General features: G+C 38.7%; 18 protein-coding genes and 1 other annotated feature. Of the genes, 17 read left to right on the top strand and 1 reads right to left on the bottom strand.

Annotation, left to right across the window (positions count from 1 at the left end; genetic code table 11):
• Positions 1-94: 94 nt before the first annotated feature.
• From O3798_RS04005 to O3798_RS03960, 10 genes are all read left to right on the top strand, one after another.
• A complete protein-coding gene (locus tag O3798_RS04005) occupies positions 95-1,705 on the top strand; it encodes an ABC transporter ATP-binding protein (protein WP_371463475.1) in 1,611 nt (536 codons plus the stop codon).
• 392 nt (positions 1,706-2,097) lie between these two features.
• Positions 2,098-2,916 carry a 3D domain-containing protein gene (locus O3798_RS04000; RefSeq protein WP_371463473.1) on the top strand — a complete coding sequence of 273 codons (819 nt, stop codon included), beginning with the start codon at positions 2,098-2,100 and terminating at the stop codon, positions 2,914-2,916.
• A gap of 179 nt (positions 2,917-3,095) precedes the next feature.
• On the top strand, positions 3,096-4,046 hold the full coding sequence (locus tag O3798_RS03995) for a peptidylprolyl isomerase (protein WP_371463471.1): 951 nt from the start codon (positions 3,096-3,098) through the stop codon (positions 4,044-4,046).
• 147 nt (positions 4,047-4,193) lie between these two features.
• Positions 4,194-4,445: a binding site (T-box leader), on the top strand.
• A gap of 108 nt (positions 4,446-4,553) precedes the next feature.
• The gene (locus O3798_RS03990; protein ID WP_371463469.1) at positions 4,554-5,408 is read left to right on the top strand and encodes a MetQ/NlpA family ABC transporter substrate-binding protein; all 855 of its coding nucleotides are present in this window, start codon (positions 4,554-4,556) and stop codon (positions 5,406-5,408) included.
• Positions 5,409-5,522: 114 nt separating this feature from the next.
• The gene (locus O3798_RS03985) at positions 5,523-6,317 is read left to right on the top strand and encodes a hypothetical protein (protein ID WP_371463468.1); all 795 of its coding nucleotides are present in this window, start codon (positions 5,523-5,525) and stop codon (positions 6,315-6,317) included.
• A 225-nt stretch (positions 6,318-6,542) separates the two neighbouring features.
• Positions 6,543-8,006 (top strand): NCS2 family permease, encoded by a 1,464-nt coding sequence (locus tag O3798_RS03980; RefSeq protein ID WP_048709643.1) that lies wholly within the window; start codon positions 6,543-6,545, stop codon positions 8,004-8,006.
• A 129-nt stretch (positions 8,007-8,135) separates the two neighbouring features.
• Positions 8,136-10,331, top strand: coding sequence for a Tex family protein (locus O3798_RS03975; RefSeq protein WP_371463466.1), 2,196 nt, complete (start codon positions 8,136-8,138; stop codon positions 10,329-10,331).
• Between the two features lie 647 nt (positions 10,332-10,978).
• Entirely contained in the window at positions 10,979-11,251 is a 273-nt protein-coding gene (locus O3798_RS03970; protein WP_048784348.1) for a DUF1507 family protein, read from the top strand.
• A 12-nt stretch (positions 11,252-11,263) separates the two neighbouring features.
• Positions 11,264-12,484: an FtsW/RodA/SpoVE family cell cycle protein gene (locus O3798_RS03965; RefSeq protein WP_239681756.1), complete on the top strand. Its 1,221-nt coding sequence runs from the start codon at positions 11,264-11,266 to the stop codon at positions 12,482-12,484.
• Positions 12,485-12,496: 12 nt separating this feature from the next.
• Positions 12,497-12,793: a YlbG family protein gene (locus O3798_RS03960; protein WP_048712297.1), complete on the top strand. Its 297-nt coding sequence runs from the start codon at positions 12,497-12,499 to the stop codon at positions 12,791-12,793.
• Between the two features lie 50 nt (positions 12,794-12,843).
• Here O3798_RS03960 and O3798_RS03955 read toward each other — a convergent pair whose 3' ends face one another.
• The gene (locus O3798_RS03955) at positions 12,844-13,164 is read right to left on the bottom strand and encodes a hypothetical protein (protein WP_371463464.1); all 321 of its coding nucleotides are present in this window, start codon (positions 13,162-13,164) and stop codon (positions 12,844-12,846) included.
• A 145-nt stretch (positions 13,165-13,309) separates the two neighbouring features.
• Here O3798_RS03955 and opp3b point away from each other — a divergent pair, with 145 nt between their 5' ends.
• From opp3b to O3798_RS03920, 7 genes are all read left to right on the top strand, one after another.
• Positions 13,310-14,254, top strand: a complete 945-nt coding sequence (gene opp3b / locus O3798_RS03950) for an oligopeptide ABC transporter permease (protein ID WP_048784346.1) — start codon at positions 13,310-13,312, stop codon at positions 14,252-14,254.
• A complete protein-coding gene (gene opp3C, locus O3798_RS03945; protein WP_048712288.1) occupies positions 14,254-15,246 on the top strand; it encodes an oligopeptide ABC transporter permease in 993 nt (330 codons plus the stop codon). Before opp3b ends, opp3C begins: the two co-directional genes overlap by 1 nt.
• Positions 15,247-15,256: 10 nt before the next feature.
• On the top strand, positions 15,257-16,303 hold the full coding sequence (locus O3798_RS03940) for an ABC transporter ATP-binding protein (protein WP_371463461.1): 1,047 nt from the start codon (positions 15,257-15,259) through the stop codon (positions 16,301-16,303).
• The gene (locus tag O3798_RS03935) at positions 16,296-17,189 is read left to right on the top strand and encodes an ABC transporter ATP-binding protein (RefSeq protein WP_371463459.1); all 894 of its coding nucleotides are present in this window, start codon (positions 16,296-16,298) and stop codon (positions 17,187-17,189) included. Before O3798_RS03940 ends, O3798_RS03935 begins: the two co-directional genes overlap by 8 nt.
• Before the next feature lie 183 nt (positions 17,190-17,372).
• Positions 17,373-17,612, top strand: coding sequence for an acyl carrier protein (acpP, locus tag O3798_RS03930; RefSeq protein ID WP_371463457.1), 240 nt, complete (start codon positions 17,373-17,375; stop codon positions 17,610-17,612).
• A 284-nt stretch (positions 17,613-17,896) separates the two neighbouring features.
• Entirely contained in the window at positions 17,897-19,690 is a 1,794-nt protein-coding gene (locus tag O3798_RS03925; RefSeq protein ID WP_371463455.1) for an oligopeptide ABC transporter substrate-binding protein, read from the top strand.
• A 1,067-nt stretch (positions 19,691-20,757) separates the two neighbouring features.
• Positions 20,758-21,876, top strand: a complete 1,119-nt coding sequence (locus O3798_RS03920) for a lanthionine synthetase LanC family protein (RefSeq protein ID WP_371463453.1) — start codon at positions 20,758-20,760, stop codon at positions 21,874-21,876.
• The last annotated feature ends 12 nt before the right edge of the window (positions 21,877-21,888 follow it).

Here is a 21,888-nt window from a genome sequence, read left to right as displayed (position 1 = left end):
GTTCTTTTGTTTTCCGCCAAAAGTCCTATATACATTGGATTAAGACAATGGTACACTATGAGCATAGTCAGATTTTGAAGTGGAGCGAGTATATATGAAGGTTGTTTTTCAGAAATTTAAAAAAGAAGTGTTCATCATGATTACGTTGCTCACCCTCATTGCAGGGGCGGAGCTTGTATCCAGTATCGTGAATGCGCAGACTTTAGATACTTTAGTGAACATGGATATTCATAATTTCTTTTATAAGGCTATTTGTTTAGTTGTTATTTTTGCATTTTATCTATTGTTTACATATATGTTGATTCGCTATCAAGCCTACTTTAATCAAAAGGTAGCGACATGGTTAAGGGACCGTATTAGTCATTCTATCGAAGCGACGTCTTATGGTCGCTTCTATGAAAAGAATAGTCAAACGTACATCTCGTGGTTTACAAGTGACTTGGAACAGATTAAAGGGAATGCGATGAATCCAACCTTTGAAGTCATCGGAGGAATTATTTCTGCGGTCATTTCTGCGGTAGCGTTGTTTATGTATCATTGGTCTATCGTTTTACTAGCAGCTATCTGTATTGTCATCATGGCCGTGTTACCGGCTTTATTCTCAGCAGAACTGACAGAAAAAACCATCAAAGTGTCAGAAGCCAATGAAAAATTTGCAAAATCCATTTCGGATTTATTGAGTGGATATGATACCCTATTTGTCTTTCGGAAGCTAGCGTATTTAAAAGCAAAAATTCATGAAAAATCGGTTGAAGTAGGAGATACGCACCGCGATTTTAGTAAGTCGATGGCCAAAGTTGCCGTTAGTGGTGGTATTGGGAATGTCTTTAGCCAAATTTCAGTATTCATCTTAACGGGATACTTGGCTTATATTGGCGAAGTGAGTATCGGGAGTATTCTAGCAGCAATGGCACTAAGTAGCACCATCTTCAACGTGCTCGGAAATATTAGTCAAAAGATTGGTTCGATTAAGAGTGCTGACTCATTATTTAACAAATATGAGCAATTAGAACCAGCAGCCCTTGTAGAGGAAGTACCAGAAGAGGCACCGCGCACTCTTATTGAAGTGAGTGATGTTTCATTTAACTACGGAGAAAAGGTGATTTTAAATCATGTGTCTCTTGGATTTAATGAAGGACAAAAATACGCGATTACTGGCGAAAGTGGAACAGGGAAATCAACGCTGTTAAATATTATCGCTGCTAAATTAACGGAGTATTTAGGCGAAGTGAAGCTTGCTGGAGTCGATGTGAAGAAACAATCCTATAATGAGTTATATCGTCAAATGGTCTATATCGCTCAAAAACCACATATCTTCACGACAACCATTCGCGAAAATGTAACGCTCACTGAAGCGTATACAGATGAAGAGGTTTGGGCATCTCTTGAAAAAGTGGGACTTGCTTCTATCGTAAGAAACTTGCCGATGGGATTAGATACAGTCTTAGGCGATGGCGATTCAAATCTATCCGGCGGTCAGTTGCAACGCATTGCCTTTGCACGTGGATTGATGAAACAACCAAAAGTCTTCTTGCTCGATGAAGTCAGCTCCAACTTAGATGAAAAGACAACCATTGAGGTATTGAAGCCAATCTTAGAAGATAAGAGCGTGACCGTTTTATGGGTAACGCACCATCTTCCCGAAGCGTTAAAAGAAAATATCAATCAAACGATTCAAATGAGTGAATTAAATCAAACGGCTTAACGAATGTTTAGTGACCTTCCTATGGATGAATAGGGAGGTCTTTTTTGATGTGTCGAGTGCATGAAAAAGTGCGATTTGATAGGTTTTTGCCTCAAAAAAGAACGAAAAACAGTGTAATAAATGAAGAAAGTATGACTGAGATTGTAAGAAAATTCTACGAACGTGTTACAGAACGGTTTCGACTATTACAGAAACATATGTTCTTGTCATGCGTTTGTAATAATAACATCAGAAAAAGTCAAAAAAATTAAGTGACCTTAACAAACCGCATAAAATCAACATTTTGAGTTTTTCCTGTGCTAAAATAATTAGCATCAATTAAGTTCGCAACCAAAAAATCCAAGCGAACGAGGTTTTTGACTTTAGAAAAAGTCGGAATCGGAAAGGAAAATATGAAACCAATCAAGAAACAATTCATGATGGTGACAGCATCACTTGCTTTATTTAGTTTTGCAGGATTTTCAGCAACAACAGCAAGTGCCAACGAAGTAGAATGGACAGCACGTACTGTAGAACAAGTAAAACAAGATGTAAAAACAGACGATAAAGGTGTACAAGAGTACACAATCAAATGGGGAGATACGTTATCAGTGATTTCTGAAGCAACTGGTGCATCATTAGATACATTAGTTAAAGTGAACGAAATTCAAGATGCAAACCTTATTTACCCAGGGACAGTGTTACGTTTCTCAGCTGACCAAAAAGAAGTGACAGTGGATAACGGAACAGAACAACACTCATACCGTGTTCAAAACAACAATGAAGTAAAAGAAGTTGAAACGACTGAAGCGACAACACAAGCAGCCCAAGAAACTGAAACAACGCAAGCTGCTCAAGCGACTCCAGCAACTGAAACAACGCAAGCTGCTCAAGCAACAGAAGCAACTCAAACAACACAAGCTGCTGCGGCTTCTTCAAGCCAAGGTGGTTACTACTTAACAGTAGAAGCAACAGCTTACTCATATAACGAAGCTGGTTTATCAAACTATACTGCTGATGGAACAAACCTTGTTAGTGAACCAAACGTGATTGCGGTTGACCCAAGTGTGATTCCATTAGGATCATATGTTGAAATTCCAGGATATGGTATTTTCCGTGCTGCAGATACAGGTGGCGCCATTTACGGAAATAGAATTGATGTTCACTTAGTAAACTTGAATGATGTTTACAACTTCGGACGTCGTACAATCACAATTCGTGTATTACAATAATCACAATATTTTTTGAACTAAACTTAACTTACCGAAGAGTCAGGAAATAGGTCCTGGCTCTTTTGCTTTTTAGAAAGTTAAGAAAAAGTAAGAGATGGGTGGAAAATTAGGAAACAGCTTAAAACTGTGGTATATTAATAACATCGATTAAAAAGAAAACCGATTGGAGAGGGAATTTTATGAAGAAAAAATTCGTAGGAGCATTAGCGCTTGCATCAACTTTCGCATTAGCGGCATGCTCAAATGGATCATCTGAAAACGTTGCGACTACTAAATACGGTAACGTTACAAAAGATGAATTTGTGACAGCAATGAAAGACACAGTTGGAGAACAAACACTACAACGTTTAGTATTAACAAAAGTACTAGAAGGATCTATTGAAGATGCAAAATCTCTTAAAACAGCTGCAGATGAAGAAGTGGCTAAATTAGTAGCTCAATACGGCGGTGAACCTGGGTTATTAGCGGCTTTACAACAAAGCGGAATTACTTCTGTAGACGCATACCGTCAAACACTTTACTTAAATAAATTAATGACAGAAGCAGTGAAGAAAGCTGCGAACTTCTCAGAAGAAGATATCAAAGCGTACTATGATGCGTGGGAACCACAAATTACAGTTCAACATATCTTAATTGCAGCTAAATCTGATGCATCTGATGAGGAAAAAGCAACTGCTAAAGCAAAAGCTGAAGAATTAATCAAACAATTAAAAGATGGTGCTGACTTTGCGGAATTAGCAAAAGCAAACTCTGCAGACACTGGTACAGCTGCAAAAGGCGGACAAATTGGACCATTTAAACGTTCAGACATGGTAACTGAATTCTCAACAGCAGCTTACGACTTGAAGAATGTTGGAGATATCACTGAAACGCCAGTTCAAACTCAATTCGGATACCACATCATTAAGTTAGTATCGAAAGAAGAGAAGAAACCATTTGATGAAATGAAAGAACAAATGGAAAAAGAAATGTTAGATGCGAAATTGAAAGATTCTGCATACTTACACCAAACAATGGTTGATTTAGTGAAAGCTGCTGACGTGAAAATCACAGACGAAAGCTTACAAAATGCTTTGAAGAATTTCTTACAAGCAGCAGATTCTGAAACAACAACAACTGTTGCTAAATAAGACTGTTTTAACCTCTACGCGAACTTTCGTGTGGAGGTTTTCTTTATGCTAGAGTCAGTTTGATGGTTTTGTTTCTGTTTCAAAAACAAATGTCTATAAATGAAAGAGTTTTGTTGACATCGAAAAGAATGAGCGTATAATGGAATCCATAACGCATCGAGATGGAGAGTACTCATCGAGGCACTGAGTAGAGAGCTTAGGGTTGGTGGAACTAAGTAGTGACGAAATGGGGAAGATGGCCATTGAGCGGACTTTCTGAACAATTGTAAGGGAAGTACGGGGCGCCCGTTATAGCGGTACGATTTCAACGCAGAGATGTGGAATCGGGTGAGGTTTATCTAGTGATGGATAAACGAATAAAGGTGGTAACACGGTATTTTTGAAATGATCGTCCTTTGTCCTATTTGGGCAAAGGATTTTTTTATTGTGTTCGACAGTTTAAGGAGGAATGTTTCAAAGTAATTCACAACCAACACAACAAACGTAAGAAAATGGAGGAAAAACAAAATGAAAATTAAACACTTATTTTTAACAGCCGTTGCAGCAATTACTTTAGCAGCATGCGGAAACCAAAGTTCACAACAATCTAGCGAGGCTTCAAAAGCAACTGAAGCTCCAGCACAAACAGTTAAAGTTGCCGTAGTAGGTAGCGCAGCACACGAAATCTGGGATTACGTAGCTGAAAAAGCGAAAAAAGAGAACATCAATATCGAAGTTGTAGAAATGAACGACTACGTATTACCAAATACAGCTCTTGAAGAAGGTTCTGTTCAAATGAACGCGTTCCAACACCGTGCGTATTTAGCACAATGGAACAAAGATAAAGGAACTGATTTAAAAGAAATCGGTACAACATTTATCACACCATTATATTATTTCTCAACGAAATATAAATCATTAAAAGATTTACCAGATAAAGCAAAAGTATTAGTTCCTAAAGAAGTAGCTATCCAAGGTCGTGCATTAGTCGCACTACAAACAGAAGGCTTAATCACATTAAAAGACGGCGTTGGAACAAAAGCTTCATTAGCCGACATCACAAGCAACCCTCGTAACTTAGAAATCATCGAAGCAGAATCAGCACAAGCACCACGTTTATTACAAGACGTTGATGCAGCTTCAATTAATGGTTCTATGGCACAAGATGCTGGTTTGAAAATCGAAGACAACATCTTCTCAGATGCAAACCACTTAGATACAATTCCTAAAGATCGTTACAACATCATCGTTGTTAAAGCAGCAGATGCTGACAACCCAACATACAAAAAAATCGTTGAATTATATCAAACAGACGATGTAGCGAAAAAAATGGATGAAGTCGCACCAGGACAATACTTCCCAGTGTGGAATTCAGATAAATAATCCCTTTAGACGTCAGAGTACAATGGTGCTCTGGCGTTTTTGTTTGGAATAGGAGCAGATTCTGATTGCGTGTAGTATAATGAAAGTGAAAGTTCGAACGTTGGAGGAAGAATGATGAAGACATGGATAAAACTAGCGTTGTTGTCGGTAGTAGCTGTTATGCTTGCAGCATGCGGAAAAAAGGAAAAAATCCCTCTACCATATGCGTTGCAGTCAGATAGGATTTGGATGGATGTGCATCACGGAGAGAAAACAGAGTTAGATCCACATAACACGGTGACGGCGGTCTATCATTTTGATGGAAAAGGAAACGTGCTTGCCTATACAGGATTGGATTTGGACCTCGGGGATTTAAGCGGGAAAAATGAAAAACAAATTTTAGAACTAGCCCAAAAACAATTTGAACGCAATTTCTATCGCCATAAACAAAAACTTCGAGAAAAATTGGAAGTCCAATTAGAGGCACTGAGAAAGGAAAGTATTAAAGTATGGCAGGAGGGAAATTCTAAGGAAGTCCGAGAAAAATTGGAAAAGATAGATGAAAAAATTAAAGAGTTACGAGAACAATTCAATGCTGTAGATTTCGCAGAATACGAAAGCCCAAAGCCTTCGCCAGTCAGCTACTCCTTTGGGAAATACGACGAAGACGAGTATAGAAAAGACCAAACGCAGTTGATTGTAAGATTTGAGGTACAAGAACTTGCTGAAGAGTCGATGGAGTATATGAATGTAAGGGTTCAAAAAAACTTGAGAGAAGGGTTCTTTGGTTCAAACGTAGGAGAAGTTAAAGGTTCTTATTATGTAGGCCTCTCAGAAGCAGGGCTAGAAGAGGATGAACCTGGGGATTATCATGACTTTATGACACCGGTGGAAAAAGAGCGTAAAGGAATTAAATTAATAGAAGAATAACTAAAAGAAAAAGGAGTGGCGAATACCACTTCTTTTTTTGTTGCTAATATTCGCGTTTAGAAACAAAATCACTTGTTTGACAATCTTTAAACAAAATAAAGTTAAATAAAACGAACAAAAATAAATTTTATAAGTTAAAATGTACGTGTTCGATATTGTAAAACGAAAATAGTTCTAGTATACTTAAGTCGTCAAATAAACCAATAAAAAGGAGTTATCATTTCAATGGATAAGTTTTTTAAACTGAAAGAGAACGGCACGAACGTTTCAACAGAGTTTTTGGCTGGATTAACGACATTCTTCGCGATGTCCTACATCATTTTTGTCAATCCGAACATTCTTAGTAAAACAGGGATGCCATTCCAAGCAGTATTCTTATCAACGATTATCGCAACAGTTGTCAGCACATTAGTGATGGGTCTTTTCGCAAACGTTCCTTACGCATTAGCTCCAGGGATGGGGTTAAACGCGTTCTTTACATTTACAGTCGTTTTCGGCCTTGGATTCACTTGGCAAGAAGCGTTAGCAATGGTATTTATTTGTGGTTTATTCAATATTTTTATTACTGTAACAAAAGTTCGTAAGATGATTATTAAAGCCATTCCGGTCAGTATGCAACATGCCATCGGGGGCGGGATTGGGATTTTCATCGCTTATATCGGTTTAAAAAATGCTAACCTATTAGAATTCCTTTCTGATTCAAAAACGATCACTCAAGTCAATGGTGCTGCGTATAATGTCGCTACAGAAGCGTATAAAGGCGGCGTGTTCAGCGTGAATTCAAATGGTGGAATCGTTCCATCTCTTGTAAACTTCACATCTCCAGGAGCCCTTCTTGCAGTGATTGGTTTAGTCATTACTGTAGTCTTATTATTGAAAAAAGTTCGTGGAGCTATCTTGCTTGGGATTGTTTTAACAACACTTTTAGCGATTCCAATGGGGGTTGTCGATTTATCAAAAGTAAGTTTCGAAAGTAACTCTCTTGGAGCAGCGTTCAACGACTTAGGCACAACATTCTTGGCCGCTTTTGGTTCGGAAGGAATCGTAAAACTCTTCTCTGACCCAGCACGCTTACCTTTAGTATTAATGACGATTTTTGCATTCAGCTTATCGGATACATTTGATACACTTGGAACCTTCATCGGGACAGGTCGTAAAACAGGAATCTTCTCTGAAGAAGACGAACGTCAACTTGAAAATGGATCTGGGTTCTCTTCTAAGATGGACAAAGCCTTATTCGCAGATGCGATTGGGACTTCTATCGGGGCGATTTTCGGGACTTCAAACACTACAACCTATGTTGAAAGTGCAGCCGGAATCGGTGCAGGTGGACGTACTGGTTTAACAGCAGTCGTTACAGCAGGTCTCTTCCTATTATCAACCTTATTAGCACCATTCGTGGGCATCGTTCCTGCAGAAGCGACAGCACCAGCGTTAATTATCGTTGGGGTGATGATGCTTTCTTCATTCGCAGATGTGAAATGGGACGAATTGGACGAAGCCATTCCAGCGTTCTTTGCCGGCATCTTTATGGCACTTTGCTACAGTATCTCTTACGGAATCGCAGCAGGATTCATCTTCTACTGCTTAGTCAAAGTGATTACTGGTAAAGCAAAAGACATTCACCCAATTTTATGGGTCGCTACAGGATTATTCATCCTTAACTTCATTATCTTAGCTCTTCTATAAGAGTGAACATCAGCTGATATTGAACAATTTTATTGAACTTTAGTCGTAATAGAGCACCTAGGTATTTTTGCTTAGGTGCTTTTCCTTTTATTTCATGATAGGATAGAGGAGACAGAAAGGGAGTTGACTATGGTAGAACAAACAACTGAAATCACTGCTTACGAGCGTTCCATAGCGCTTGTGAAGGCAGAACTCACTCAATATAAACCAAAACAAATCGATACGGTATTAGGCCTCTTGCAAGATGGCAATACAGTACCGTTTATTGCGCGTTATCGTAAAGACCAAACCGGTTCGTTAGATGAGGTGCAAATTCGTGAAATCGAAGAGCGCCAACGTTATTTGGAAAACTTCGAAAAACGAAAAGAAGAAATTAGCCGTCTTATTGACGAACAAGGCAAACTTACACCAGAGATTACGGCTGCATTAAGCAAGGCGACCACCTTAACGGCATTAGAAGATATTTATCGTCCGTATAAACAAAAACGTCGCACGAAGGCAACGATTGCTAAAGAGGCAGGACTAGAGCCGTTTGCATTATGGTTACTCATGACGACGAAAGATTCTGTAGAAGAAAAAGCAGCAACGTTTATCAATGAAGAAAAAGCAATTCTAACGGTCGAAGATGCCATTAACGGTGCTGTAGAAATTATCGCTGAATGGATTTCCGATGAAGCAAAATACCGTAAACAATTGCGTCAATTTACGCAAAAGAATGGTATCGTGAAGTCTGTCGTGAAGAAAGAAGAGCTCGACGAGAAGAGAGTCTACGAAATGTACTATGACTACGAGGAGCCAGTGAAATCCATCGTTCCTCACCGTGTTCTTGCCTTAAACCGTGCAGAAAAAGAAGACGTATTGCGTGTGACGATTGAAGTCGACGTGACGAACCCTCTTACAAAGATTAAAGAAGAGAAAATCAAAAATCCGTCGTCACCATCTGCACCGATTGTCGAAGGCGCGATTGAAGAAAGCTACAAACGATTCATCGGACCAGCGATTGAACGCGAAATCCGTAATGAATTAAGTGAAAAGGCACAAACACAAGCGATTGCGATTTTCGGGGAAAACTTGAAGAACTTATTATTACAAGCGCCAATGAAAGGCCAAGTCATCTTAGGGCTCGACCCAGCATACCGTACAGGATGTAAATTAGCGGTAATCGATGAAACAGGAAAAGTGCTTGGGAAGTCTGTGATTTACCCTCACGTAGGAGCTTCAGAAGCCAAACGCGCTCAAGCAGGCGGACAATTCCGTCGCATCGTGGAGCAGTATGGTGTAACACTTGTAGCGATTGGGAACGGAACGGCTAGCCGTGAGTCTGAACAATTCGTGGCGGAACAATTACGACAAATCCCACGCAAAGTTGTGTATACCATCGTCAGCGAAGCAGGAGCCTCTGTGTATTCTGCCAGCGATATCGCACGCCAAGAATTTCCAGATTACCAAGTCGAAGAGCGTTCAGCAGTTAGCATCGCTCGTCGCTTGCAAGACCCATTAGCAGAATTGGTTAAAATTGATCCAAAAGCCGTTGGAGTTGGACAATACCAACATGACGTTCCAGAAAAACAATTAGATGAGCAGTTAGACTTTGTTGTTGAAACAGCCGTGAACAAGGTTGGGGTAAACGTGAATACTGCGAGTGCCGCTCTCTTGGAGCACATTGCCGGATTAACGAAAACAACAGCAGCCAACGTGGTCGCTTTCCGTGACGAAAACGGTAAGTTCACAAACCGTACGCAATTGAAGAAAGTACCTCGCTTAGGGCCAAAAGCTTACGAGCAAGCCGTTGGGTTCTTACGAATCATCGATGGAACGAATCCATTTGACGGCACTGACATTCACCCAGAGTCTTATGATGTTGCTAAAGCCATTTTGAAAAAAGCCAATGCCGAAAAATTAGCGCTTGGTTCACCAGAGTTGGAAGAAGCCCTTAAAGGACTAAATACGAAAGAGTTGAAAGAAGAATTTGGCATCGGACAAGAAACACTGGAATTAGTGCTGGATGGATTATTGAAACCAGGACGTGATCCGCGTGAAGAAGTCGCAGGACCAATCTTACGTAGCGATGTCTTGAAGATGGAAGACTTACAAGTGGGAATGGAACTAGAAGGAACCGTTCGTAACGTTGTGGACTTCGGCGCGTTCGTTGATATCGGTGTGAAACAAGATGGCCTTGTGCATATTTCGAAATTGAAAAAAGGCTTCGTAAAACATCCAAGTGATGTCGTTGCGGTTGGGGATATCGTAACGGTTTGGGTGACGGAGCTTGACCTTAAAAAAGGTCGTGTCGGACTCTCTATGATTGGACCAGAAAATAAATAATTACGCTGCTATTACTGCGTTCTGACGGAACTCTTTATAGTAGCGACAATAGCTGTATCGGTGGCTGTTGTTGCTACTATAGATTCCGTGCAGAACTCCGTAATAGCTTTTTTTGTGCCGTCATAGAAATGCCTTTGTGGAAAGGAAAGCGTGTATAGCAGTTCCTAGTAAGAGATCCGTAAAAGATTTTCTGTACAACCATAAAGAGGATTTAGTGAGTGCACAGCTTTAGCTAGATGGAAAGATAGCATTCTCTTTTAGTTACTTGCACAGAAAAAAACTACTAACAAAGTGGAAAACAGAAAAAATATTGGCTGCATAAAGATGATTCCGCAAAGACTAACGGATTCTATAATTACAGTAACGTGATACGCATCGAAAGTGAATTAAGCGGAGTAGGGACTTGTCCCGTACTCCGCTTTTGAAGCTTCGAAGGTGAGAGACCTATTGGCTCGAACCGGTGCAACGTTACAGTGATTATGAAGACATCCGTTAGGAAAGGCGGAATCATTTCTTTTATAAAGAGCACCACAGCGAACTCTAAATTTTCAGTAAATTCCACTTGCATTAGTGGTATTTTTTTGTGGATGCAAGTATACTAAAAGAGTATATGCTTTGAGCATGGAATATAGAAAGGGGAGTGTGAGATGACTCAAAATCCTGCTTTAGTTCAGTTGACAGAAAATGCCAACCAAATTTATCAACTCATTTCAAAACAAAAAACACATCTTTGCTTGGCAAAATGCCCAGCATTCGAAGAAATTATCGATACACAATTATTTGGTTTATCGAAACAAGTGGATTTCGCAGTGTCACTTGGATTAATTCACGCGAACGAAGGCCACAAAATTATGGCTGATTTAGAATACGCATTAAACGACATGTATACGCAAGTGTACGAAGAGTCGCGCCAAAATTAGAGGAGGCTTGACGTGTTAAACTTTCATGAAAAAATGAAGCACCTTCTCAATGTGGATCCACTCATTATGGGGTTGTATTCGGTACTTTCGATTTTCGGACTCGTCATGATTTATAGTGCAAGTAGTTATTACGCTCTTGCCAATCAAGGGAACTCAGAAGCGTTTATGGTGAAACAACTTGTCTTTATCATCATCGGAATTGTGATGGCACTTGGGATTTCCGTTCTTCCTGAGAAGTTGTTGAAGGAAGAAAAAGTCATGATGGGAGTCGCAGGAGTTATCTTTATCCTGCTAGTGATTGTATTATTTACTCCGAGTGTAAACGGGGCGAAGAGTTGGATTAACTTGAAACTCTTCAGTTTACAACCATCTGAACTAGTAAAACTATTTGTGATTTGGACATCGGCTTATTTTTATAGTAAAAATGAGCGTAGCAAACGCGATTGGAGATTTTATCTTATTCCAGCGGGAATTACGATTTTCTTCATTGGAATGGTCATGCTTCAACCGGACTTAGGAACGTCTATCATTATTGCGGGTGTTGCTGTACTACTCGGTCTTATGACAGGTGTCTCAAACCGCGCGCTAGCGTTTTGGGGTGTGGGGTTTGCAGGAATGTATGGCCTCACTTATTTAGACGCTTCGATTTTTGAGAAATTCGGATTAAAAGCGTACCAATTAAGCCGTTTTACATCCTTCCATAATCCATGGAGTGATCCAGCAGGTGCTGGTTATCAATCGATTCAAGGTTATCTTGGTTTATCAAGAGGTAGCTGGATTGGAACAGGATTATCGAATTCTGTTCAAAAAACTGGGTTCCTACCAGAAGCCCATACCGATTTTATTTTAGCGATTGTCGGAGAAGAGTTAGGATATATTACAATCTTTATTCTCCTTCTTGCGATTTTTGGTTTAATCATCGCGATTATCCGCAAAGGAAATAAATGTCGTAATCTTTTTGGAAAATACTTATGCTACGGTGTGGCGATTTTATTCTTGATTCAATCAGGAATTAATATCGGAGCGCTTGTTGGGGTAGCGCCTTTAACAGGGGTGCCATTACCGCTTATCAGTTACGGTGGGTCGAGCTTCTTTGCATCCAGTGCCGGAATCGGTCTAGTATTATGGGCTATCCGACGTGATAAAGAAAGTCGCGAACAAACGCCACCACCAACAAGAGAAGGTCTTCCAGAAGAGGAAGAAGAAAAAATTATCGAATTAAAAGCTATGTAGAAGGGAGAAACAATGGAGCAACAAGAAAGACAAGCACTCGTTGTTTGGTTGTATACATTGAAACCAATTAAACAGTTGAAGAAGTTTGGGAATATTCACTATATTTCGAAACGCTTAAAATACATCTATTTATATGTTGCTAAAGATGAAGCCGAAAGCGTAATGGAACGCTTATCGACATTCCACTTCGTTCGTAAAGTGGAGCCATCATTGCGACAAGAACTTCGTATGGATTTCACGCAGATTCTTCCAGAATTACGTGAGGAAATCGAAAAAGAAAAAGCAGAGAAAAAAGCTGCAGAACTATAATACAAAAGAAGCCGTGCCCTTTTACGAGGACACGGCTTTTCATTTTATAATTATAATAGGAAGATTCCGGATAAAATGGATAGAATTCCCAGAACCGCAGCTACTTCTAAAAAGAGGAGTGTCGATGATACGGTAAAGAGAGTGTGCTTCTTGTGCTCCTTATTAGGAGTGAAGCTCTTCAGGAAAAGGGTGAAGAAGTCGGTGCGACTTAAATAGGCAAAAAGGCCCAGCATTAAACAGACAAGTGCGCACATAAAAAGGGCGTTGCTGAGGGCGAGAAGACTAAAGCCACTAGTTAAAGTTACATACAATGCGCATAATAATAGTAGGATTCCTGAGATGAGTCCTATTTTTTTATAGTCGAATGACATCAGCTTCCTCCTTTTTCTGCCGTTCTTTCCACTGTATCAGAACTTTTGGCAATGCGCAATGGCTAGCCTGAAACTAATTAGTTGAAACTTTAATTCTATAGATAGTATGATGAAACAGAATTAAGATATCGATGGAGGTGCAGAGTTGAAAAACTATTTAAAATATATCGGGAAACGTGTATTTTACATGTTTCTAACCTTATTCCTGATTGCTACGATTACATTCTTTCTAATGAAACTATTACCTGGGTCTCCATATGCCAATGAAGAACAGTTAACGCAGGCACAACTAGAAATTATGAATGCTAAGTATGGCCTCGACAAGCCTGTATTTGTTCAATATTTGATTTACATCACTGGATTATTCCGTTTAGACTTTGGAGAATCGTTCCAATATAACTCAACAGTCGCAAACTTGATTTTCTCGCGTGTAGGACCAAGTTTCCAATTAGGGTTTCAAGCCTTAATCTTCGGGACAATCGTTGGTTCACTACTCGGTATGATTGCGGCCATGAAACAAAACACATGGGTGGACACACTCGCAACATTCTTTGCGATTATTGGACGTTCGGTTCCAAGTTTCGTGTTTGCCGTTGTGCTTCAATTAATCTTTGGAGTGATTTTCCCAATTCTACCAATTGCGCTATGGAATCAAGGATTTATCTCTTCGATTCTTCCAACAATGGCGCTGGCGATTTCACCAATTGCCGATTCGGCGCGTTTTGTCAGAACAGAAATGGTAGAAGTATTGCATTCCGATTATATTGAATTGGCGCGTGCGAAGGGCTTAAGCCGTTTCGAAGTCGCGTTCAAGCATGGATTTAGAAATGCGATTATTCCACTGGTGACTATCCTTGGACCAATGCTCGTTGGACTTATGACAGGGTCGATGGTAATCGAAAACATCTTTGCGATTCCTGGGATTGGGGAACAATTTGTCAAATCGATTTTAACAAATGACTACCCAACGATTATGGGAGTAACCATGCTTTACTCTGCATTGCTCGTATTCGTGATTTTAATTGTAGACTTGCTATACGGATGGATTGATCCTCGTATTCGTATTACTGATGAAGGAGGGGAAGCGTAATGGCAGAATTAACAGAAAAAGAGTTATTCCAACGTGTGGATTTAACGCATAGTGCTGACCGTGAAAAAATCGCTGCACCTTCTCTCAACTTCTTACAAGATTCATGGAGACGATTGACGAAAAATAAAGGAGCCTTAGTATCGCTCTTTATTATTTTAGTGATTGTGTTACTAGCAGTTTTAGCGCCAGTCATTGCTCCATTTGATCCATTAGAACAAAACACCGAGTTTGCCAACTTACCAGCGCGTATTCCAGGCCTCTTCAATGGCTATCGTAACGGAGTTGATGTGTATGCGCAACAAGGGGTCCCAGAAGGCGTGAACTTCTTCTTCGGAACAGATAACCTTGGTCGTGACTTATTCTCACGTGTGCTTTACGGAACGCAAACATCGCTGATTATCGCCTTTGTGGCAGCGTTGTTTGATATTACGATTGGTGTGACATACGGAATTATTTCTGGATGGTTCGGCGGACGTGTGGATACCGTGATGCAACGTTTCTTAGAAATCATCTCAGCGATTCCAAACTTAATCATCCTTGTATTAATGTTACTCGTATTAAAACCAGGTCTCGTGTCGATTATTATCGCGATTGGGTTTACAAGCTGGGTAACGATGGCGCGTGTCGTTCGTGCGCAAACCTTGAAGCAAAAGAATTTAGAGTACATTTTAGCGTCTCGTGCGCTAGGACAAAGTTTCTGGAAGATTGCTTTTAAACACTTATTGCCAAACATGGCCGGTTTAATCATCATTCAGACAATGTTCTCCATCCCATCAGCGATTTTCTTTGAAGCCTTCTTAAGCTTCCTTGGAATCGGGATTCCGAGCCCGGATGCGTCTCTTGGAGCCCTTATTAATGGGGGGTACAAAACATTCCGTTTATATCCTCACTTGATGTGGTTCCCTTCAGGAGTACTCTGTGTTCTAATGATTAGCTTTAACTTATTGGCAGATGGTTTACGAGATGCCTTTGACCCGAAAATGAAAGACTAGGAGGATTCGAATGAGCGAAACTATTTTATCGATTGAAAACTTACGAATCCACTTCGAAACATTTGCGGGAGAAGTACAAGCGATTCGTGGAGTGAATCTGAAGTTAGAAAAAGGCGAAACACTTGCTCTTGTCGGTGAGTCCGGCTCAGGGAAAAGTGTGACTGCCAAAAGTGTCATGAAACTATTATCGAATAATGCGGTCGTTAAAGAGGGGGCTATCATTTTTAAAGGTGAAAACATCCTCGAAAAGAGCGAACGCGATATGCAATCGATTCGTGGAAAGAAAATCGCCATGATTTTCCAAGACCCAATGACGTCACTCGACCCTACGATGAAGATTGGAAAACAAATTACAGAAGTGATTATAAAGCACGAGAAAGCCTCAAAAGAAGAAGCCGATAAACGTGCTGAAGAATTACTAGAGCTTGTAGGTATTCCAAATGCCAAAGAGCGTATGAAACAATATCCTCACCAATTCTCTGGTGGGCAACGTCAACGGATTGTCATCGCTATTGCCTTAGCATGTAATCCAGATGTGCTGATTGCCGATGAACCGACAACAGCGCTTGACGTAACAATTCAAGCACAAATTTTAGAGCTTTTAAAAGAGCTTCAACAACAATTCCAAATGGCGATTATCTTTATCACGCATGACCTTGGTGTGGTGGCCAATGTCGCAGACCGTGTAGCCGTCATGTATGCCGGAAAAGTCGTTGAAGTAGGAACAGCGGATGAAGTATTTTACAATCCGCAGCATCCATATACTTGGGGATTGCTTCGTTCAATGCCAACGTTGCATACAGGAGATACGCTCTATGCGATTCCTGGAAGTCCACCAGACTTACTCGACCCACCAGTAGGAGATGCCTTTGCGCTTCGTAGTGATGTGGCGCTTGAGATTGACCGTGTGAAGGAACCACCGATGTTTGAAGTGAGTCCAACACATTTTGCAGCAACATGGCTCTTGGACCCTCGTGCTCCAAAAGTACCTGTTCCTGAAGAAATCGTAAGAAGACGAAACCTCTTCTTTACAGAAGGAGGACAGGCACATGACTAATACAGAAAATAGAAAAAAACTAGTTGAAGTAAAACACTTAAAACAGTATTTTGGTTCGAAGAAAAATGTGGTGAAAGCCATCGATGATATTTCCTTTGAGATTTTTGAAGGTGAGACATTCGGTCTCGTTGGAGAATCTGGTTCTGGGAAATCAACGACTGGACGTGCCTTACTTCGTTTATATAAACCAACCGATGGCGAAATTCTCTTCGAAGGAAAAGACATCGCGAACTTGAAAAAAGGGAAAGAATTACTCGAGTTTCGTAAAGAAGCGCAAATGATTTTCCAAGATCCATATGCGTCGCTCGATGGTCGTATGAAAGTGCGTGATATTATCGCAGAAGGCATTGATATTCACGGCCTTGCAAAAACGGCAGAAGAGCGTGATGCGATGGTGGATGAACTGCTTGAAACAGTAGGATTGAATAAAGAACATGCCAACCGTTATCCGCATGAATTCTCAGGTGGTCAACGTCAACGGATTGGGATTGCGCGTGCTTTAGCCGTGAATCCAAAATTCATCGTCTGTGATGAAGCCATTTCAGCGCTAGACGTATCGATTCAAGCGCAAATCGTGAACTTACTCAAGAGATTACAAAAAGAAATCGGACTAACGTATTTATTTATCGCCCATGACTTATCTATGGTGAAATACATTAGTGACCGTATCGCAGTGATGTATCGTGGTCGTATTGTGGAGTTAGGCTCTGCAGACTGCGTGTATAATAACCCGCAACATCCGTATACGAAGAGTCTACTTTCGGCCATTCCTCTTCCAGATCCGCGCGAAGAAAAGAATCGCAAACGTTTGGTGTATAAAGGGGAAGAGTTTAGCGAAGAAGCAAGCCTACAAGAGGTGGAACCTGGGCATTTTGTCCTTCGTTAAGTAATAAGAAATCGCTAAGAAAATCGTACTTTTTATTGAAGGTATAGACATTTTCACAAGAATTCTGTAAAATAACAGTACTATCCACTTAGAGGATAGCCCGCAAATGGTAGCGGAGAAGAGGATCTGCCCGAAATGGAGCAGTACCGAATATAGAACCTTAATGAGAAGGGAGAGAGAGTTATGTCAAATCAAGAAGTTTTTGATAAAGTAGCTCAACTAATTGCGAACCGCTTTAGCGTTGACGTAGAAACAGTAACGGAAGGCATGACATTCCAACAAGACTTAGGAGCAGATTCACTAGATGTTGTGGAATTAGTTATGGAATTAGAAGACGAATTTGGTGTTCAAATTTCTGACGAAGATGCAGAAAACATTTCAACAATTGGAGACGCAGTAAATTATATTGCAAGTCATCAATAAGAAATTGGAAAACCGGAAGTGAAAACTTCCGGTTTTTTTGTGCTTCTGCCAGAAACGTTGATAAGATGCGAATGTTGAGAAAAAAGAAGAAAGAATTGTCCGCTATTTGTGGACAAATGAGTTATAATGTGCTGGAATTGCGATAGTGACGCGGTTTTTATGATTAAAAGTAAATGAATTTTCGGTAAAAAAATGGTGAGAAATAGAAATAAAGGTTGCAGTAATGAAGGAATGGGAGTATTATTTAAGTTATTCTAATATCAATCCAATTTGGAGGGAAACATATGAACAAAAAAGCAATTGCTAGTTTATTAGGTGCTGCTTCATTAGTAACTTTAGCTGCATGTAATAACAACAACAAAGCAAGTGGTGATTCTTCATCAAATGCTAAAACTGAAGAAGGTAAATTCGCTTCAGTTGTAACGAATAAAGGGACTGCTATCGAAGGCGGAACAATTAAATACGCTGTCGTATCTTCTTCAAAATTTAAAGGATTAATTAACCCTTTATTATACGTGGATTCAAGTGACGGTACTTTAGTAGACTTCGCATTCGCGTCATTATTTGAATTCGATGCAAACCAACGCATTAAAAAAGATGGCGGTATGATGGAGTTCACTCTAGATAGAGAAAATAAAATCGTTACACTTAAATTACGTTCAAAAGACTACAAATGGTCTGACGGACAACCTTTAACAATCGACGACTACATTTTCACTTATGAATTTGTGGGACGTAAAGATTATGACGGAGTTCGTTATGACGAAAATGCTGAAAACATCGTTGGGATGAAAGACTTCCACGAAGGTAAAGCGGATAAAATCTCTGGACTTGAAAAAGTGGATGACCAAACTGTTAAAATTCACTTAGAAGAAGTTTACCCAGCCTTAGAAATGGGTGGTAACGCAATCTTAGGACAAATGTTACCAAAACACGTCTTCAAAGATATGTCTTATGAAGATGCCGTTAAATCAGAAAAAAGCCGTACAGATGTTGTTGGTAACGGACCATTCGTCGTTGATAAAGTAGTTCCTGGTGAATCTGTAGCATTCAAGAAAAACCCTTACTACTACAAAGGCGAACCTAAAGTGGAAGGCTTGAAAGCTGACGTTGTATCTCCAGACACAATCGCTCAAGAAATGAAAGCTGGTAACTACGACATAGCTTCAATGCCTGCAGATCAATACGATACTTATAAAGATTTATCAAATATCACATTAATTGGTAACATCACAAACGGTATTTCTTATGTTGGTTTCAACATGGGTCACTTTGACAAAGAAAAAGGTGAACACGTATTCGAACCTGGTAAGAAGATGAGTGATCCAGCTTTACGTAAAGCAATTGCTTATGCATTAGATAATGAACAAGTAGCTAACGAAACTTACCAAGGATTACGTATCTCTGCTAACACATTATTATCTCCATTCTTTGGTGAAATCTACGCAGACAAGTCAGAAGTCCCAGGATTCACATACAACCCAGAAGAATCTAAGAAAATCTTAGCAGATGCTGGATACAAAGATACTGATGGCGATGGTTATGTTGAAGATAAAGACGGTAAACCATTAACAATCACATTATTAGCACCTGAAGGAGGCCAAATAGACGCAGCTGTTGTTCAACAATACATCGAATGGTGGAAAAATGTTGGTCTACGCGTAGAGTTATTAAACGGTCGTGCGTTAGAATTTAACGCATATGCTGAAAAATTAACGAAATACGCTGATGACTTCGATATGTGGTTAGGTGGATTCACAATCGGTTACAACCCTGACCCAGATGGATTATACGGACCAAAAGCTCGTTTCAACTTCGGTCACTATGTAAACGATGAACACACTAAGTTAATTAGTGAAATTGCTTCAGAAGCTTCATTCGACCCAGCTAAACGTGTTGAATTATTCAAACAATGGCAAAAATTCGTGTTCGAAAATCCATTCGAAATCCCACGTTTCAACTCTTACTCATTAACAGCAGTAAACAAACGTATCAAACATATTGACATCGCTCAAGGTCAAGAGACTGGATGGGAAGAAATTGAATTGTTAGCTAATGATCCAATTAAAGCTAAATAACAGAATAAGAATTAATTATAGCGTTCTCGAATTTAGATAAAATTCTGGCTCTTTGTCAAATAGCGTTGATGATGAATATTAGGAAGGGATTAAGCAACTAATTGTTGCTTAATCCCTTTGATATGTAGTATATTGTTCATATGGTCATCATCCTTTTGTATTAGGTTTAGGAGCTTTTAATATAATGGATGTTGGCCTTTTTGTATACACTAAAATAGGGTTGATGGAAAATCCCCATCGACCCTAAAAATTATAGAACCTTAAAATACAAAATCACCATTTTCAGGGTGATTTTGTTTATTTATGGGATAAAAAATATATAAGCGTAAAAAGCTACAAAAAGCAAAACAACTGAAGAAATTTGCACCCATAAAGGTACTTTAACAATATTTTTCTTTCTTAAATATATTCCAAACATAAATAATACGAACCATAGTAAATAAAACAGTATTTTCATATAACTTCCCCCTTATCTAGGGTAGCAAGCGAAAGTGAGCCAATAATTGACATCTAATACTCATCCGTTCCCATCTAAATCAGCATTATATTCGACAGAATTCGCAACAGTATTTGTCCACCAAGCAGTTACTCCACTAGTATAGGGGGGCAATTTTATCTATAAAGAATGTTGAAAAGTTAATTTTCAGATAGTGGTATTAAAGAGCCTGATTGTGTTGACACGGCTGGAATAACAAACAGAAATATATTGAAAAGAGAAATATAAAATCTATGGAGATAAGTATAGATATGTAAATATGAATAAAAGCTATAGGATGGGATTTTTAAAAATCTCTGTGGATTAATTACTTCATAACAACTGATTTGTACATAAATTTGTCATCCGTTGTGTAGATAATACTAATTATATAAATTTAAAAAAAGTGTAAAAATGGAACGGATATCTTATTATAAATTTATAGTGGAGATAATATAACTATGAAATTAAAAATAATGTAGTTGCTTTACGAAATACTATTTTATTTTGATACTTTATTCTAGACATTTTAAAATAAAATAATATAATGAACATGAGAAATAAATCACAATGTTAAAGAGGCGATGGACCTATGCTTTTCGGAGAAGAATTTTTAAAGGAAATAATAGAGGAAATTTCTAACAAAGAATGTAAGCGTTTTATATCTTATGGATCCTTGATGACCGGTGAACTTGGTTACTATTACCTATTAAGCTTATTATGTGAATTAAGATTGTATAATAAAAAGAATTTTGAAACAAAATTTATGCAATTTCTAGGAGATGTTAATTATTTCGAAGATGAGTCTTCCTGTTTTACTGGATATGCATCTCTTGCTCTAGTGATTTCTGAAATAAATAAAGGAAAAGAAATTACTAAGTTAGAGAAAGAGATAGATAAGAAGGTGATGAGAAATATATATAGTAATAAAAAAGAGACTTTTGAAGGAAATCTCGATGTCATTTATGGGAATGCAAATATTTTATTATATTGTATAAGTATGTTTGAAAGATATTCACTAGGGGAGCATCGTGATGCTGCAATATTATTATTGAAAAAAATAGAGTCATATCTAGAATCTGTTTTTGATAAAATTGATTATGTTTTAGGTTTAAATGAAAAAAATTATTCTAAAGGAAGAATAGGTTCGGCCCATGGGATATCAGGTGTCATTTCTATATTATTAATTGCTTATAAAAATGGCGTTTATACTTCAAAAACCAAGCAACTTATAAGAAAATTATTAAATTTTTTATTTAACACCCCAAAGTTAGATCAAATAATAAATAGTAATTTATCGTGGTGTCATGGTTATACAGGATTAATACATGCTATCTTATTGGCTAAAAATATTGGAATCGTATCAGATAAATATGATAAATATTTTAACAATTATATTAATGTTCTAAGAGATGTTGAAAATAATGAAATATATGATAATCTAGGGCTCTGTCATGGATTAAGTGGCCTTCTTTTGGAAATTTTTATATTTGAGAATATGTTAAATTTTAAAACTGATAAATTTCAAGAAATAAAAGAAAAAATAATCAATAGAATAAAATTGGAATGGAATAAAGATGTTTCTTTTCAACCTGGAGATCCTGAAAGTATATTATTTGGACGACTAGGAGTATTGTTTATCGTTTTAATAAATGATGGGTATATATTTTTTGAAGACTCAATAGTATCAAGGTTGTTACTAAAAAAATGACGATGAGGTAAT

It is taken from the genome of Granulicatella sp. 20925_1_45, from assembly GCF_041433555.1.
Lineage (GTDB): Bacteria > Bacillota > Bacilli > Lactobacillales > Aerococcaceae > Granulicatella.
This window is presented reverse-complemented; position numbering and strand designations above follow the sequence as displayed.

Excerpts from the sequence above, each read along its gene's own strand:
- opp3C (WP_048712288.1), top strand. The coding sequence starts at position 14,254 with ATGGCAGAATTAACAGAAAAAGAGTTATTCCAACGTGTGGATTTAACG.
- O3798_RS03985 (WP_371463468.1), top strand. The coding sequence starts at position 5,523 with ATGAAGACATGGATAAAACTAGCGTTGTTGTCGGTAGTAGCTGTTATG.
- O3798_RS03925 (WP_371463455.1), top strand. The coding sequence starts at position 17,897 with ATGAACAAAAAAGCAATTGCTAGTTTATTAGGTGCTGCTTCATTAGTA.
- O3798_RS03990 (WP_371463469.1), top strand. The coding sequence starts at position 4,554 with ATGAAAATTAAACACTTATTTTTAACAGCCGTTGCAGCAATTACTTTA.
- O3798_RS03940 (WP_371463461.1), top strand. The coding sequence starts at position 15,257 with ATGAGCGAAACTATTTTATCGATTGAAAACTTACGAATCCACTTCGAA.
- O3798_RS03960 (WP_048712297.1), top strand. The coding sequence starts at position 12,497 with ATGGAGCAACAAGAAAGACAAGCACTCGTTGTTTGGTTGTATACATTG.
- acpP (WP_371463457.1), top strand. The coding sequence starts at position 17,373 with ATGTCAAATCAAGAAGTTTTTGATAAAGTAGCTCAACTAATTGCGAAC.
- O3798_RS03995 (WP_371463471.1), top strand. The coding sequence starts at position 3,096 with ATGAAGAAAAAATTCGTAGGAGCATTAGCGCTTGCATCAACTTTCGCA.
- O3798_RS03975 (WP_371463466.1), top strand. The coding sequence starts at position 8,136 with ATGGTAGAACAAACAACTGAAATCACTGCTTACGAGCGTTCCATAGCG.
- O3798_RS04000 (WP_371463473.1), top strand. The coding sequence starts at position 2,098 with ATGAAACCAATCAAGAAACAATTCATGATGGTGACAGCATCACTTGCT.
- O3798_RS03955 (WP_371463464.1), bottom strand. The coding sequence starts at position 13,164 with ATGTCATTCGACTATAAAAAAATAGGACTCATCTCAGGAATCCTACTA.
- O3798_RS04005 (WP_371463475.1), top strand. The coding sequence starts at position 95 with ATGAAGGTTGTTTTTCAGAAATTTAAAAAAGAAGTGTTCATCATGATT.
- O3798_RS03980 (WP_048709643.1), top strand. The coding sequence starts at position 6,543 with ATGGATAAGTTTTTTAAACTGAAAGAGAACGGCACGAACGTTTCAACA.
- O3798_RS03970 (WP_048784348.1), top strand. The coding sequence starts at position 10,979 with ATGACTCAAAATCCTGCTTTAGTTCAGTTGACAGAAAATGCCAACCAA.
- O3798_RS03935 (WP_371463459.1), top strand. The coding sequence starts at position 16,296 with ATGACTAATACAGAAAATAGAAAAAAACTAGTTGAAGTAAAACACTTA.
- O3798_RS03920 (WP_371463453.1), top strand. The coding sequence starts at position 20,758 with ATGCTTTTCGGAGAAGAATTTTTAAAGGAAATAATAGAGGAAATTTCT.